The sequence below is a fragment of the Gulosibacter macacae genome (assembly GCF_003865375.1).
GTDB lineage: Bacteria > Actinomycetota > Actinomycetes > Actinomycetales > Microbacteriaceae > Gulosibacter > Gulosibacter macacae.
Window position 1 is genome coordinate 38,243 of the sequence record NZ_RQVS01000013.1, and the last position, 13,022, is coordinate 51,264.

Annotated in this window: 15 protein-coding genes and 1 tRNA gene; 9 read left to right on the forward strand and 7 right to left on the reverse strand. The window is 65.7% G+C overall.

What is annotated here, in order from left to right; all coding sequences use genetic code 11:
• Positions 1-3 precede the first annotated feature (3 nt).
• Both EG850_RS10585 and EG850_RS10590 read left to right on the forward strand, forming a co-directional pair.
• On the forward strand, positions 4-324 hold the full coding sequence (locus tag EG850_RS10585; RefSeq protein WP_124973276.1) for a metal-sensitive transcriptional regulator: 321 nt from the start codon (positions 4-6) through the stop codon (positions 322-324).
• The gene (locus EG850_RS10590; RefSeq protein WP_124973278.1) at positions 324-1,265 is read left to right on the forward strand and encodes a cation diffusion facilitator family transporter; all 942 of its coding nucleotides are present in this window, start codon (positions 324-326) and stop codon (positions 1,263-1,265) included. Before EG850_RS10585 ends, EG850_RS10590 begins: the two co-directional genes overlap by 1 nt.
• Here EG850_RS10590 and EG850_RS10595 read toward each other — a convergent pair.
• Positions 1,262-2,545, reverse strand: a complete 1,284-nt coding sequence (locus EG850_RS10595; RefSeq protein WP_235829296.1) for an MFS transporter — start codon at positions 2,543-2,545, stop codon at positions 1,262-1,264. The genes EG850_RS10590 and EG850_RS10595 overlap by 4 nt on opposite strands.
• Positions 2,546-2,626: 81 nt before the next feature.
• Between EG850_RS10595 and EG850_RS10600 the strand changes: the two genes are divergently transcribed.
• The 4 genes from EG850_RS10600 (at position 2,627) to EG850_RS10615 (ending at position 6,192) form a co-directional block, all read left to right on the forward strand.
• Positions 2,627-2,699 (forward strand) — tRNA-Arg (locus EG850_RS10600).
• A 241-nt stretch (positions 2,700-2,940) separates the two neighbouring features.
• Positions 2,941-3,543, forward strand: coding sequence for a hypothetical protein (locus tag EG850_RS10605; protein ID WP_124973280.1), 603 nt, complete (start codon positions 2,941-2,943; stop codon positions 3,541-3,543).
• Between the two features lie 135 nt (positions 3,544-3,678).
• Complete coding sequence (locus EG850_RS10610) at positions 3,679-4,737, forward strand: glutathione S-transferase family protein (protein WP_124973282.1); 1,059 nt, start codon at positions 3,679-3,681, stop codon at positions 4,735-4,737.
• Positions 4,738-4,890: 153 nt separating this feature from the next.
• Positions 4,891-6,192 (forward strand): MFS transporter, encoded by a 1,302-nt coding sequence (locus EG850_RS10615; protein ID WP_124973284.1) that lies wholly within the window; start codon positions 4,891-4,893, stop codon positions 6,190-6,192.
• A gap of 167 nt (positions 6,193-6,359) precedes the next feature.
• On the opposite strand, the gene EG850_RS10620 is transcribed toward EG850_RS10615, so the two are convergent.
• The 5 genes from EG850_RS10620 to upp form a co-directional block, all read right to left on the reverse strand.
• Positions 6,360-7,058 (reverse strand): SDR family oxidoreductase, encoded by a 699-nt coding sequence (locus tag EG850_RS10620; protein ID WP_124973286.1) that lies wholly within the window; start codon positions 7,056-7,058, stop codon positions 6,360-6,362.
• Entirely contained in the window at positions 7,055-7,357 is a 303-nt protein-coding gene (locus EG850_RS10625; protein WP_185715035.1) for an ArsR/SmtB family transcription factor, read from the reverse strand. The genes EG850_RS10620 and EG850_RS10625 overlap by 4 nt, the downstream gene beginning before the upstream one ends.
• Positions 7,354-7,752: a MarR family winged helix-turn-helix transcriptional regulator gene (locus tag EG850_RS10630; protein ID WP_235829297.1), complete on the reverse strand. Its 399-nt coding sequence runs from the start codon at positions 7,750-7,752 to the stop codon at positions 7,354-7,356. The genes EG850_RS10625 and EG850_RS10630 overlap by 4 nt, the downstream gene beginning before the upstream one ends.
• Positions 7,753-7,882: 130 nt before the next feature.
• Positions 7,883-8,614 carry a winged helix-turn-helix domain-containing protein gene (locus tag EG850_RS10635; protein ID WP_124973292.1) on the reverse strand — a complete coding sequence of 244 codons (732 nt, stop codon included), beginning with the start codon at positions 8,612-8,614 and terminating at the stop codon, positions 7,883-7,885.
• A gap of 396 nt (positions 8,615-9,010) precedes the next feature.
• Positions 9,011-9,646 carry a uracil phosphoribosyltransferase gene (gene upp, locus EG850_RS10640; RefSeq protein WP_124973294.1) on the reverse strand — a complete coding sequence of 212 codons (636 nt, stop codon included), beginning with the start codon at positions 9,644-9,646 and terminating at the stop codon, positions 9,011-9,013.
• A 61-nt stretch (positions 9,647-9,707) separates the two neighbouring features.
• Here upp and EG850_RS10645 point away from each other — a divergent pair, with 61 nt between their 5' ends.
• A complete protein-coding gene (locus EG850_RS10645; protein ID WP_214609552.1) occupies positions 9,708-10,163 on the forward strand; it encodes a nucleoside deaminase in 456 nt (151 codons plus the stop codon).
• A gap of 104 nt (positions 10,164-10,267) precedes the next feature.
• On the opposite strand, the gene EG850_RS10650 is transcribed toward EG850_RS10645, so the two are convergent.
• Complete coding sequence (locus EG850_RS10650) at positions 10,268-10,567, reverse strand: hypothetical protein (RefSeq protein WP_124973296.1); 300 nt, start codon at positions 10,565-10,567, stop codon at positions 10,268-10,270.
• 77 nt (positions 10,568-10,644) lie between these two features.
• On the opposite strand from EG850_RS10650, the gene proC reads away from it, so the two are divergent.
• The gene (proC, locus tag EG850_RS10655) at positions 10,645-11,499 is read left to right on the forward strand and encodes a pyrroline-5-carboxylate reductase (protein ID WP_328588389.1); all 855 of its coding nucleotides are present in this window, start codon (positions 10,645-10,647) and stop codon (positions 11,497-11,499) included.
• A gap of 16 nt (positions 11,500-11,515) precedes the next feature.
• Positions 11,516-12,982 (forward strand): J domain-containing protein, encoded by a 1,467-nt coding sequence (locus EG850_RS10660; RefSeq protein ID WP_124973298.1) that lies wholly within the window; start codon positions 11,516-11,518, stop codon positions 12,980-12,982.
• Positions 12,983-13,022 lie beyond the last annotated feature (40 nt).

The window sequence follows — 13,022 nt, forward strand, 5'->3', positions numbered from 1 at the left end:
GCAATGACTGAAGCCACTAAACCCACCGAGCACCGCGAACACCACCACGGCTACATCAGTGACAAAGAGCGCTATCTCAGCCGGATGAAGCGCATTGAGGGTCAGGCCCGCGGCATCGCGAAGATGATCGATGAGGAGAAGTACTGCATCGACATCCTCACCCAGGTGTCGGCGCTCACCCGCGCGCTCCAGGGCGTCGCGACGGGGCTCCTCGATGATCACCTCAAGCACTGCGTGCTGGATGCGGCGAAGCTCGGTGACGACGCGGCCCTCGAGAAGATTCAGGAAGCGACCGACGCGATTACGCGCCTGGTCCGTTCGTAATGGGCGCCGGGCACGACCACAGCCACGGGATGCAGGAGTCCGGGCAGCCGGGTGACTTCCGCAAGCGGCTGTGGCTCGCGTTTTCGATCACCGCGCTCGTCGTCGTCGCGCAGGCCGTCGGCGCGATCCTCACCGGCAGCCTTGCCCTCGCGACCGATACCGCGCACGCGATTGCCGATGCATCCGGGTTGCTCGTTGCGCTCATCGCCGCGACGCTCATGCTCAAGCCGCCGAACCCGCGGCGCACCTGGGGCTTTCGACGCATCGAGGTGATCGCTGCGCTCGGGCAATCGGTGCTCCTACTCGTCGTCGGCACCTATGCTGCGATTGAGGGCATTCGGCGTCTGTTTGAGCCGCCCGAAGTGCCGGCGATGGAACTCCTCATCTTCGGCATCTTCGGCCTCGTCGCGAACGTGATAGCCATCAGCATCCTCGCCTCGAGCCGCACCGCCAACTTCAATATGCGCGCGGCTTTTCTCGAAGTGCTGAACGACGCTCTCGGCTCGGTCGGCGTCATCATCGCGGCGATTGTCATGGCGACGACCGGCTTCATGCAGGCTGACGCGATCGCGGGCCTCCTCATCGCGGCGCTCATCGTGCCGCGCGCGTTCCTATTGCTTCGCGAAACGATGAGCGTGCTCATGGAGTTCACGCCGAAGGGGCTCGATCTCGATGAGGTGCGTGCCCACATCCTCGCGCTCGACCACGTCCGTGATGTGCACGATCTGCACGCTTCAACGGTGGCGACGGGCTTGCCGACCATCACCGCGCACGTCGTCGTCGACGATCGCTGCTTCACGACCGGCCACGCGGCTGAAACGCTCCTGAAGATTCGCGAATGTGTCGCTGAGCACTTTGCAGTGTCCATCCATCACTCGACGTTTCAAATCGAAACCGAAGAGATTGCGCGCCACGAACCCGAGGGCGCAAAGCACGACTAATTTGCCATACGGCCAAACGGCTTCGGGTCGGGCTTGTGCTTCTGCGGCAAGACAATGAGCGCCACGAGCGAGGCGATGATCACGACGCTCGCAACCATGGCAATGAGGCCGTTCCAGCCGAGCGATTGGAAGAAGAACCCGCCGACAAAGCCGAGGATGCTCGAGCCGATGTAGTAGGCGAGGTTGTAGATGGCGGTCGATTGCGAACGACCGAAGCGAGGATGCGCGCCCGCCCAGCCGGAGGCCGTCGAGTGGGAGCCGAAGAAGGCACCCGTGAAGATGATGAGTCCGAGCACCACCGCCCAGAGGGTCGGGATGAGCATGATCGCGAGGCCCACGAGCGAGATCGCATCGCAGATGAGCATGACGACCTTGCGGCCGTATTTGCCGGCGATGCGACCGGCGATGGGGGAGGAGACGGTGCCCGCGAGGTAGGCGAGGAAGACGAACGACGACACCCACACCGGCAGCAGCAGTGGCTCGTCGGTGAGGTGATAGCCGAGGTAGTTGTAGAGCGCGACGAATCCGCCCATGAGGAGGAACGGCTGCAGATAGAGCACGAGGAGCACCGGGTCGCGCATGTGTCTCGCGCTATTCGATGCCGTTTCTCGAATGGCGTCGCCGATGGTGCCGCCGAGGGCACCGGCCGGGATGAACCCCTGCGGTTTCGGGGCGAGCACCATGAACAGGGATGCGGTGAGGATCGACATGCCGGCGATGGCGATGAACCCGGTTTGCCAGGAGCCGGTGAATTCGCCCACCGGGCCGCTAATGAGGCGGCCCGAGAGACCGCCGACGGTGTTACCGGCGATGAAGGTGCCAACTGCGGCAGCCGCATCCAGCTTGTGAATCTCTTCGTTGATGTAGGCCATCGCGACCGCGGGTACGCCGCCGAGCGCGAGGCCCTCGGCGAATCGGGCGGCGAGGGCGAGCTCGAAGGTCGGCATGAGTGTGACGACGATGCCGAGGATGGTTGCGGCGATCACCGCGATTGAAATGGTGCGCTTGCGACCAATGCGGTCGGCGACGAGTGACCAGGGGATAGTGGCAATGGCGAGACCGAAGGTGCCCATCGAGACCATGAGCGACGATTCGGCGGTGGTGACCTGGAAGTAGTCGGCAATCTGCGGGAGCACGGCCTGAGGCGCGTAGAGCTGCGCGAAGGCCGAGATACCGGCGAGCAACATCGCGAGTTGCACGCGGGCATAACCACCGGTGCCACGGCGGTGGCCAATCCAGGTGGTGCCGGTGTCAGAGAAGCCGGGGTCGCGGACGCTCACCCCACCACCGTACTCCGGAAGCGAGTTTGCCTTTGACGCGAAGGTGGTGCTAGTCTTGCTCAGTCGTCGTCAAGGCGGCACGCGCCCGTAGCTCAATGGATAGAGCATCTGACTACGGATCAGAAGGTTAGGGGTTCGAGTCCCTTCGGGCGCGCGGTGCTTCGGCACAATGATCTGTGTGGAGACAGAAGAAGAGGGCCTGCGAAAGCAGGCCATCTTCGTTTTCTGCGGCGGGGGCAGTGCGGAGCTGCTTGCGGCGGCCCTTGACGGATGCGCGAACACTGTTCACAATGGTCGTGAAGTAGTGAACACTGCTCACCAACGTCGGATTCGACAGGAGCACCATGTGCCCATGGGGTGTCCATACCGCCACAGTTACTGAGTCTTCTCGAACCGTGCCTGCTCGGATTGCGCTCGCTCTCGCCGGGCTCGGCTTCGCCGCGTTTCCACTGCTGCGGCCGTGGGGAGATGACTCTGCGGATTTGCTCGAGGTGGCCGCGGCCTTCGCTGATCCGCGCTGGGTGATCGCGCACACGCTGTCGATGCTTGCGTTCATTGCGCTCGCCTTGGGCCTGCGTGCGGCTCAGCGCACTCGACTGGAACTTGGCGCCTGGCTCGGTGCCGCGCTGGTCTTGCCGTTCTACGGCGCCGAGGCGTTCGGGCTGCACGCGATCGGAAACGCCGTCGTCGCATCCGGCGATGTTCATCGGCTTGCCGAGGCTGAGGCGATTCGCGCCGATCCGATTGCGCTCGCCGGCTTCGCCCTGGGGCTCCTGTTCATCGCCGCCGTTGGGCTGGGGTTTGTCGTTAGCGCGAAGGGTGCCGGGACGCTGTCAATGCGTATCGCGGCGACCATCGCCGGAGTTGGCCTGGTCGCCTACCTCCCGCAGTTCTTCCTGCCGGCGGCCGGTCGCATCACGCACGGTGTCGTGCTCGGCGTCGCGCTCCTCGTGTTCGCGGCTCGCGTTCGCGCATCCGAGTCACACGACAAACGCTGATACCGCGCCGCTGATGAACAAGATTGAGGCGGGCGTCGCATCCATGTCGGGACGGGCCTTGAGCTTTGCGGGCCACATCGCGTACAAGCTTCACCCCGAGGGCCATTCCCAGCCCGCGCGAGTAGCGTGCATCCCATGACTACGCATGAGACTGAGCGCCCCGAGCACGCGAAGCCCGGCACCTACTCGAGCGCGGGGCAGGAGTACTCCCGCGACACCCGCTACATCAACGACCGCATCACCAAGGATGCGCGACCCGCGGGTGAGGGCATCGAAACCTGGCCGGTTGAACCGAACCGTTACCGCCTCGTCGTCGCCCGCGCCTGCCCCTGGGCGCACCGCGCACTCATCGTGCGACGCCTGCTCGGTCTCGAAGACGTCATCTCGATGGCGATTGCCGGTCCCGTCCACGACGAGCGCTCGTGGACCTTCGACAAGTCGCCCGATGGCATCGACCCGGTGCTCGGCTATGAGCGCCTGCAGCAGGCCTACTTCGCCCGCGACCCGCAGTACCCGCGCGGCATCACGGTGCCAGCAATCGTTGATGAGCCGACGAAGTCGGTCGTCACCAACGACTTCCCGTGGATCACCCTCGACTTCTCGACCGAGTGGAAGGAGTTTCACCGCGAGGGCGCTCCCGACCTCTACCCCGAGGCGCTGCGCGAAGAAGTGGATGAGGTCATGCGCTTCATCTACACCGAGATCAACAACGGCGTCTACCGTTGCGGGTTTGCTGGCTCGCAATCGGCCTACGACGCCGCCTACGACCGCCTCTTCTCGGCACTCGACAAGATCTCGGAACGGCTCGAGACCCGCCGCTACCTCATGGGCGACCACATCACTGAGGCGGATGTGCGCCTGTTCACCACGCTCGTGCGCTTCGATGCCGTTTACCACGGCCACTTCAAGTGCAATCGCCAGAAGCTCAGCGAGATGCCCGTGCTCTGGGCCTACGCGCGCGACCTCTTCCAGACCCCAGGCTTCGGCGACACCACCGACTTCGTCGACATCAAGCGCCACTACTACGAGGTGCACCGCGACCTGAACCCGCTCGGCATCGTGCCGCTCGGCCCCGAGCTCGACAATTGGCTCACCGAGCACGGCCGCGAAGCGCTCGGTGGCTCACCGTTCGGCGAGGGCACCCCTCCCGGTGAGGTGCGCGACCCGATGGAAGAGGGGCACGGCATCCTGTAGGCGTGTCGGGCGCCAGCGCGCTTCGAGAACCTCAGCGAACGGCCGGGGCGGAACCTCAGCGAACGATCCTCCCTGGATCTTCGTTACCCACCCGACCTAGGCTCGAAGGTGCGCGGGCAAGAGCGCCCGCGCACCGCGCATGAGGGGGTTCCGATGTCCGCTCCACAGGCCCAGACCACTGATGCTGGTCGCATTCCTGGTCCGCATCTGCGAGTTGCCATCGGCGCCGGGCTCACCGCCATCGCGCTCTCGATCACCATCACCGCACTGAGCTTCTTCACGAACGCGGTGCTTGCCGAGCATCCCGATTGGGCAATCTCGACGTTCACGCTCTACTACACGATCTACGGCCTCGCCTCGGCGTTCGCGATGCCCGTCGCCGCGCAATTGCTGCCGAAGCTCGGCTCGCGCAAGCTCCTCATGCTCGGCGGCACCATCGCCGCCATCGGGCTCTTCCTCTTCAGCCTCGCCACCGCGCTCTGGATTTTCTACGGTGCCGCCCTCATCGTCGGCATCGGCGTGGGCCTCTCGGTGCAATACGTGCCGATCGTGCTCGTCAACCGCTGGTTTGTGGCGCGACGGGCGCTCATCCTCGGCCTCGTGCTCGCTGGCACCGGCGTTGGCGGCGCGGCGTTCTCGAGCATCCTGCCGGGGCTCATCGCCTCGACGAGCTGGCAGCTCGGCATGGTCGTCGTCGCGATCGCGATGTTCGTCTTCAGCGTCGGGCCGGCCATCCTGCTCATTCGCAATGTGCCCGAGGATGTCGGCGAGCGTGCCTATGGTGCCGGCGAGCGACCGACCGATCCCAAGGAATCGCTCGCGGCTGAGCGCATCCCGGGGCTTACCCGCGCCGAGGCAATGAAGACGCCGTGGCTCTACATCCTGTTCGGCTCGGTGCTTCTCATGGGCATTGTGCACTCGATGAACCAACACCTGGTCAATTACCTCAAGTTGCAACCCTGGGGCATCAATGTGCCGGATGCGAGCATCTCGCTCATCCTCACCGTCACGACCCTTTCGCTTGTGCTCTACAAGCCCGCGCTCGGTTGGCTCATTGACCGCATCGGTATCGAACGCGCACTCGTCATCACGCTGAGTCTGGCGGCGATTGTCGTGTTCATTTCGGCGTACATGACGCTCCTGTGGGCATACATCGCCTGCATGCTCGTCATCGCGATCGGCTTCGCGAACGGCACGGTCACCCCGCCGCTCGTTGCCGCGCACGCCTTCGGGCAGCGCGACTTCCCGGCGATCTGGGGCGTGCTCGGCTCGGCCTATCCGATCGGCACCGCGGTCGGCGCGCCGCTGTGGGGCCTCGTGCGCGATGCCACCGGCTCTTATGGCTGGGGGTTCGTGTCGGTGCCGATCATCTCCGCGATCTTCATCATCGGGATGGTCGTGGTGATGCGCCGGGGTCGCAAGCTTTGGAGCAGCGAAGGCCTTGCGACACATTAGCCGCGTGCCAAGTGGAACCGCGGGCGTGCCAAGTGGAACCGGATTCGTCCCAAGCGGAGCCACATGCCTATGCACGCCACGAAAAATGGCTGGTCAGCGCTTTGCGCGTGGCGACGCAGCATCAGGATGCGATCCACTCGTCACAGTGCAGGTTCCAATTGGCACACCTACCGTAGCTGCCAGCCGCGCGGACGCACGGCGAGATCGGTGATCTGCACCTCGACCGGCGCATCCACCACGTAGCGCACGGCGGTAGCAATCGACTCGGGTCGGATGTAATCCTCGGGGGAGTAGGTGCCGCCAAGGCCCTCCTGCAACTCCACCTGCATCGGCGTCGCCACCTGGCCAGGGAGCACCGTCGCCACCCGCACACCATCGCCCTCAACTTCGAGGCGCAGCGTGTCGGCCAAACCCTTTAGCGCATGCTTCGAGGCGACATAGGCACCCATGGCGCGTGCCGGGCGAATTGAGACGCCCGAGCCGATGAACACCACCGTGCCATGCGCCTCGCGCAACTTCGGCATCGCGAGCGTGGTGAGCAACGCCGGTGCAATCACGTTCGTCGCGAGCTGCCGCTGCCACTCCGCAGCGGTGGTCGCATCGAGCAACCATGGCGTGCCGACCGCAGCCGAGTGCACGATCACATCGAGGCGTGGCAAGTCGGCAACGAGCGCGAACACGGCACCACCGGGCTCGAACACTGCAGCATCCTGCAGATCGGCCGAGAGCGTGCGCCACGCATCCAGTTCGGCGAGTCGCCCAGCATCGCGGCCAAGCGCCACGATCTCGTGCGTAGCTCGCAACTCCTCGACGAGTGCGCGACCGATGCCGCTGCTCGCCCCGGTGATCAACGCGACCGGCTTCATGAGCGTGCGCCTTCCTCGTTCGCAGCCTCAGCATCCGGCGAAATCATCGCGGCCAACTCCCGCAACCGTGCGGGTTCGGCGCAATAGTGACTCCAGGTGCCCGAGCGCTCGCTCGAGACGAACCCGGCATCGAGCAGCACCTTCACGTGATGCGACACCGTCGACTGCGCCAAACCGAGCTGATCGACGAGCGACGACACCGTTGCCGGCTCCCGACACAGGTCGAGGATGCGCAGGCGCGTCGGATCAGCAAGCACCCGAAACTCGTACGCGAGCGTATTCGGCTCGGCGCCGTTCACGCGAGCGGTTCCCGCACGCCGCCGCAATCGTCGCCGCGCAGTCGATTGCAAAGATCGGTGAGCGTTGCGAGCTCTTCTTTCGAGAGCACGCTGCCAACGCGAGATTGGATGCTGCGCGTCTGCACGCGACCCGCCGAACGGAACGCTGCCTGGCCCTCTTCGGTAAGCTCAACGATCGTGCCGCGCGCGTCGAACTCATCCTCGGACTTCGCGATGAAACCGCGCGCCACCAGGCGATCGACCAATCGCGACACCGACGACTGGGTGATGAGCACCGAGGCGTTGAGGTCGCGCAAGCGCACCCGGTGACCCGGTTCGCGGTGAATATTGAAGAGCACGTCGTACTCATTCATCGACATGCCGACGTCCACGAACTCACGTCGGAGGTCGCGCATGATGGACACCTGGGCGCGAAAGAGCGCCTCCCAGGCGTCTGTTGGATGAATCGACGAGCTAGCCATTTACCTTGATGATACCGATAAGTCACTTACGTTCAGGTGATACCACCGGGGTATTTTTCTTGAATTAGACGCGGTCAGGCGACGGAGCCGGTGCGTGCACGATGCGCACATCGGCGTGGCGGTCGAAACGGTAGCCGCCGCCGCGCACGGTGCGCACGACATCGGCGTACTCGCCGAGCTTCTTGCGCAGGCGGCGCACGTGCACGTCAATAGTGCGTTCGTGCGGGCGCTCTTCGGTCGAATCGGACCAAAGCACATCGATGATTTCGTCACGGGTGACGGTGCGGCCTTCACGAAGTACGAGCGATTGGAGCAGCTCGAACTCCTTGTAGGTGAGTTCAGCGTTGTCGCCGTGCACCGATACGCGCTTACGCGAGGTGTCGATGATCACCTTGGCGGCGGTGCGGCGCACCTCTTCTTCGCGCTCGGCGAGCTGACGCGCGGCGCGCGATTCGGCGACGGCGCGCGGCTCCTGCAGAGCAAGGCGCACGAGGTCGATGGCGCGGCCGGGTGCACCCTCGGGGGCGAAGGCGACGGATGCGTAGCTACCGGCGGTCGGGGCGCGCTCGGCGAGCACTTCGCGCAGAGCGGTGACGAGCTCGGTGAGCGTGTCGTTATCGGCGTGGTCGAGGCCCACATAGAGCGCGAAGCCACGGGCTTCGGGGGCTGCGGTCACGGGCGCGGCGGTGCGCTCGGATGCGGCGTAGGCGGCGGGTGCTTCAGGAACGGCGGCGAGGTGCGGGCGAGCGGGTGCAGGTTGGTGCTGACGGATCGGGGTGACGTTGGCGATGGCCATGATGTGGTCCTTTACTGATGATGTCGCCGGCGCTGCGTTGGGCGCGCTTCGGCGGAAGTCGGGCGGACGTGCCCGTGACGGCGTCGTGGTGATGACGCGGGAAGCTCAGTGGTCGAGATGCGAGCCTCGGTGCTCGAGATGTGAGCGGAGTGAGCTGCTTCAGGGAAGCGGAGATACTGCGGTTCGGAGCGTCGTTAGCGACACATTCGACAACGCACAACCGCGCCGGCCATCATCATGCCAGCGCGTCCTGCCACCTCGAGGGCGGTCACAGGGCGTGCAGTCGTTGCAGTCATGTTCGACAAATTAGCCCGTCGGCTCGTTCGATGTCAAGACTTCGTGCTTCGAGTGCCTCAGCACGCAGTCGTGCACTGAGGCGCTCGAAGTGCTGTGACGTTAGACCGCGACGCCGTAGAGGCGGTCGCCCGCATCCCCGAGGCCCGGCACGATATAGCCGTCGTCGTTCAAACGCTCATCAAGTGCGGCCACGAGCACGTGCACATCGTCTTCGGGGAACTCGCGCTGCATGAGCTCAACACCCTCCGGCGCGGCAACCAGGCAAATTGCCGTGATCTCGCTCGCACCCGCATCCTTCAAAAACTGCACGGTCGCCGCGAGCGAACCACCGGTGGCGAGCATTGGGTCAAGCACAAAGCACTGCCGGTGCGCGAGGTTGTCAGGCAGACGCTTCGCGTAGGTCTCTGGCTGCAGGGTCTCTTCATTGCGACGGATGCCGACGAAGCCCACCTCGCAATTCGGCATGAGCTTCAAGAAGCCATCGAGCATCCCGAGCCCCGCGCGAATAATCGGAACGGCGAGCGGCAGCGGCTCCCGTACCCGGGTGCCGGTCATCTCGCTCACGGGAGTGCGTAGCTGCACGTCTTCGACGTGGAGGCCGCGCGTCGCCTCGTAGGTGAGGAGGTTGACGAGTTCGGCGACGAGCTCGCGGAACACCGGTGATGGCGTGCGCTCATCACGAAGCAGGGTCATCTTGTGGTCGATGAGGGGGTGATTCGCGACGTGCAGCTGCATGATCGATAGCGTAGCGAGCGAAGCTGTATCTCGCGGTCAAGCATCAACCAGAGGAGCGTCTATGCGACCAAGCGACGAGCACCTCGCGCTCATGCGCGCGGCCCTGCACGAAGCGCTCCAGGCCCCGGCCACCGGAGATATTCCGATCGGCGCGGTGGTGACCGATGCATCCGGTGAGATTGTTGGCCGCGGCCGAAACGAGCGCGAGGCGACCGGTGACCCGACCGCGCACGCAGAAATTGTTGCGCTGCGGCAAGCAGCGCAGGTGCTCGGCACCTCGCGACTCGATGGATGCACGCTCGTCACCACGCTCGAACCCTGCGTCATGTGCGCGGGAGCGGCGCTCACGTCGCGCGTCGCGCGGGTGGTCTTTGGTGCCTGGGATGAGAAGGCGGGCGCGGCCGGATCGCAGTATGACCTCATCCGTGATCGACGGGTGCCCCTGCAGGCCGAAGTCGTCGCCGGTGTACTCGCTGAAGAGTGCGCGGCGCCCCTGCGTGAGTTCTTTCGCGACTAACGACGCCGCAAGTGGCCCTCTCGTGGACAAGTACCCCACGCATGGGTGGGGTAGTTCTTCACGAGAGGGGTACTTCGAGAACCAGCTAGTCCCAGCTGGGCCAGTTAGTCCCAGCTGGGGAAGACGATGGCCTCGGTGGTCACCGTCTCGCGCTGCGGCGCGGTCACATCGGGCTCAATGAACACGGCCTCAACGCCACCCGCGGCCTCGCGCACGAGCTGACGCAGTTCGGCAATCACCGGCGGCAGCGAGTAGAGGTCGTCAACGTTAGTGAGGGCGACTCGCACGCCCACCACATCGGGTGCACCCTCAGCCGGAGTAGTGCGAACCTGCACGACCTCGTCGACGAACATGCTCGTGAGCAGGGCTTCGCGAATCTCGGCGGTGAGGGTGGGGTTCGACACGATCGTCTCCTCGGCGGTGGGGATTGGATGAGTCCAGCATACGACGATGAACCCGCACGCACCCTAGACTCGAGCGCGTGACGCAGATCGACAAGCCCGCGCTCCCGCGGATCGCCATGCTCGGCACCGGCAATATGAACGGTGCCATTCTCGCCGGACTCACCCGTCCAGGCTCTGCGCTGGCCGACCCGGTGCGCGTGACGACGCGCTCACAATCAAGCGCGGATGCGCTCTCGCAGCGCCCCGGCGTCACGGCCGCAGCCCTCGAATCAAACCCCGACGCCAACCGAGAAGCCGTGCGCGGCGCGGGCCTGGTCATCGTCGGCGTGAAGCCAGCCATGGTGCCCGATCTCCTCGACGACATCGCGGCCGATCTCGAACCCGGCGCGCTCGTCATTTCGATCGCTGCGGGGCTCGAGACCAAGACCATCGCGGCGCATCTGCCCGCGGGCATCCGGGTCGTGCGTGCCATGCCGAACACGCCCGCGACCCTCGGACTCGGGGTGACGGCTATCTGCGCTGGCCCCGGCGCCGACGCCGAGGCCATGGCGCTTGCGCACGAAGTGTTTGCGTCGGTCGGCCAGGTGGTGGAGCTCCCCGAAGCCGATATTCCGACGATGGGTGCGCTTACCGGCTCCGGTCCCGCGCACGTGTACCTCCTCATTGAGCGGATGATCGAGGCGGGTCAGGCGCTCGGCCTCGACGCTGAGACCGCCACTGAGTCGGTTGTGCAGACCTTCCGCGGTGCGGTCGAGATGGTCGTTGCCGACCCGGATGCGGGTCCCGCCGAATTGCGTCGCCGCGTCACGAGCCCGAACGGTACGACCGAGCGGTCGATTGCCGTGCTCGAGGATGCCCAGCTCGCCGACCTCTTTACCCGTTCGTTGCGCGCGAATGTGCGTCGCAGCGAAGAACTCGCCGCTGGCGCCTAAGGAGTAATTGCAACCAATGGCGCGGCACATCGACTTTCCCGAGAACCTCTATGAGGTGCTCGGTCTCGACCCCTCGGCGAGCGACGAAGAGGTTCGCCGCGCCGGGCGACGCCGACAGCGCGAGACCCACCCTGACCTCGGCGGCAATGCCGAAGAGTTCACCCGAGTGCGGCTCGCCGTCGAGGTGCTCTCGCACCCGCGACACCGCGCCGAGCACGACGCCTGGCTTGCCACCACCCGCGGCCTGCCGACGCCCGCGCGCACCGGTGTGCGCCTGCGCCAACAGCAACGCGCCCCGCGCACGGCGCAACCGCCGCGTTCACCGGCGCAACCCGCTGCCCGGCACGCGGCCGCTGGCAGTGAGGCACCCGCGTTTGACCGCATCCCGAAACCGAGCGTCGATGTGCGCCGCCTCGGGTGGTACCGCCGCGCCTGGCACCGACCCGCCGAAGTGTGGCCGGGTACGGCGCCTGTCGCCCCGCCGCCGAGCCCGCGCGAACTTGCCACGGTGCTGCCGTTCCTGCTCGTGAGCCTCGCGGTGGTGGTGCTCCTCTCCCTACCCATGTCGCCGCTCGCCACCCCGTGGTGGCCAGTTGCGGCAGTGATTTTCGTGGGCGGGCTCGTCTGGCTTGTGCTGCGCTCGCGCGGCTCGAATCCGGCGCTCGCGAACGCCATCTACTGGCTCGTCATTGCCGGATCGGCCCTCTCGGGGGCGCTCTCGTTCGTCGACGGCATGGCTGGCATCATCTCAGGCGGGCACGATCCGCTCTCAGCCCACGTGCTGCGCGGAGTCGCCGCGCTCGTCGTGGTCGCCCTCGCCATGCTTGCCTGGTGGGGCCTCAAACCCCGCGCGCGCAAGATGTCGCTCGAGCGCCTGCTCATGCGCCTCGCCGATGAGTCAGCCCCGGCGGCCGACAGTGAGCAGCAGGTTTACGGCACCCCGGGCGCGACCGCCATGACGCACTCGGCCCCGGGCGTGCATCCGGTTCGTCGCCAATATGCCGAGCAGATCGTTGGCGAGCGCATCGCGGCCCTTGCCCGCATCCCCGGCGTGCGCATCGTGCACGGACTGCGCCTGCCCGGCGGCGATCCTGAAATCGCGACGATCTCGACGGCCATTCTCGCCGGTCGCCGCCTCGCCCTCATCGACGATGAACTGCGCGCGACCGGTGACTACGCCGTCGATGCCCGCGGCGCGCTCACCCGCGACGGCTCACCGGTGAATGGCACGATCGATTTTCCGCACCGCGTCGAGCGGTTGCACGAGTACTTTGGCGATGTCGCCGAGGTGCGCGGCTGGCTCACGATCGTGCCGGATGCACCGGGCGAATTTGCCGTTGACAACGCTCGTACCTGGGCGCGCGTGCGCCTGGCGTCGGTCGAGTCGATGTTGCGCGAGGCGGGCGATTGGCTTGCCGAAGATGGAAATCGCGTCGATCGATTGCTGTTGCGCGATCTGCTTGAACTGCAGGTAACGCCGTAGCGCCAAGCTGTGATCGGTAGTCTCCCTCGCCTTGATAGCT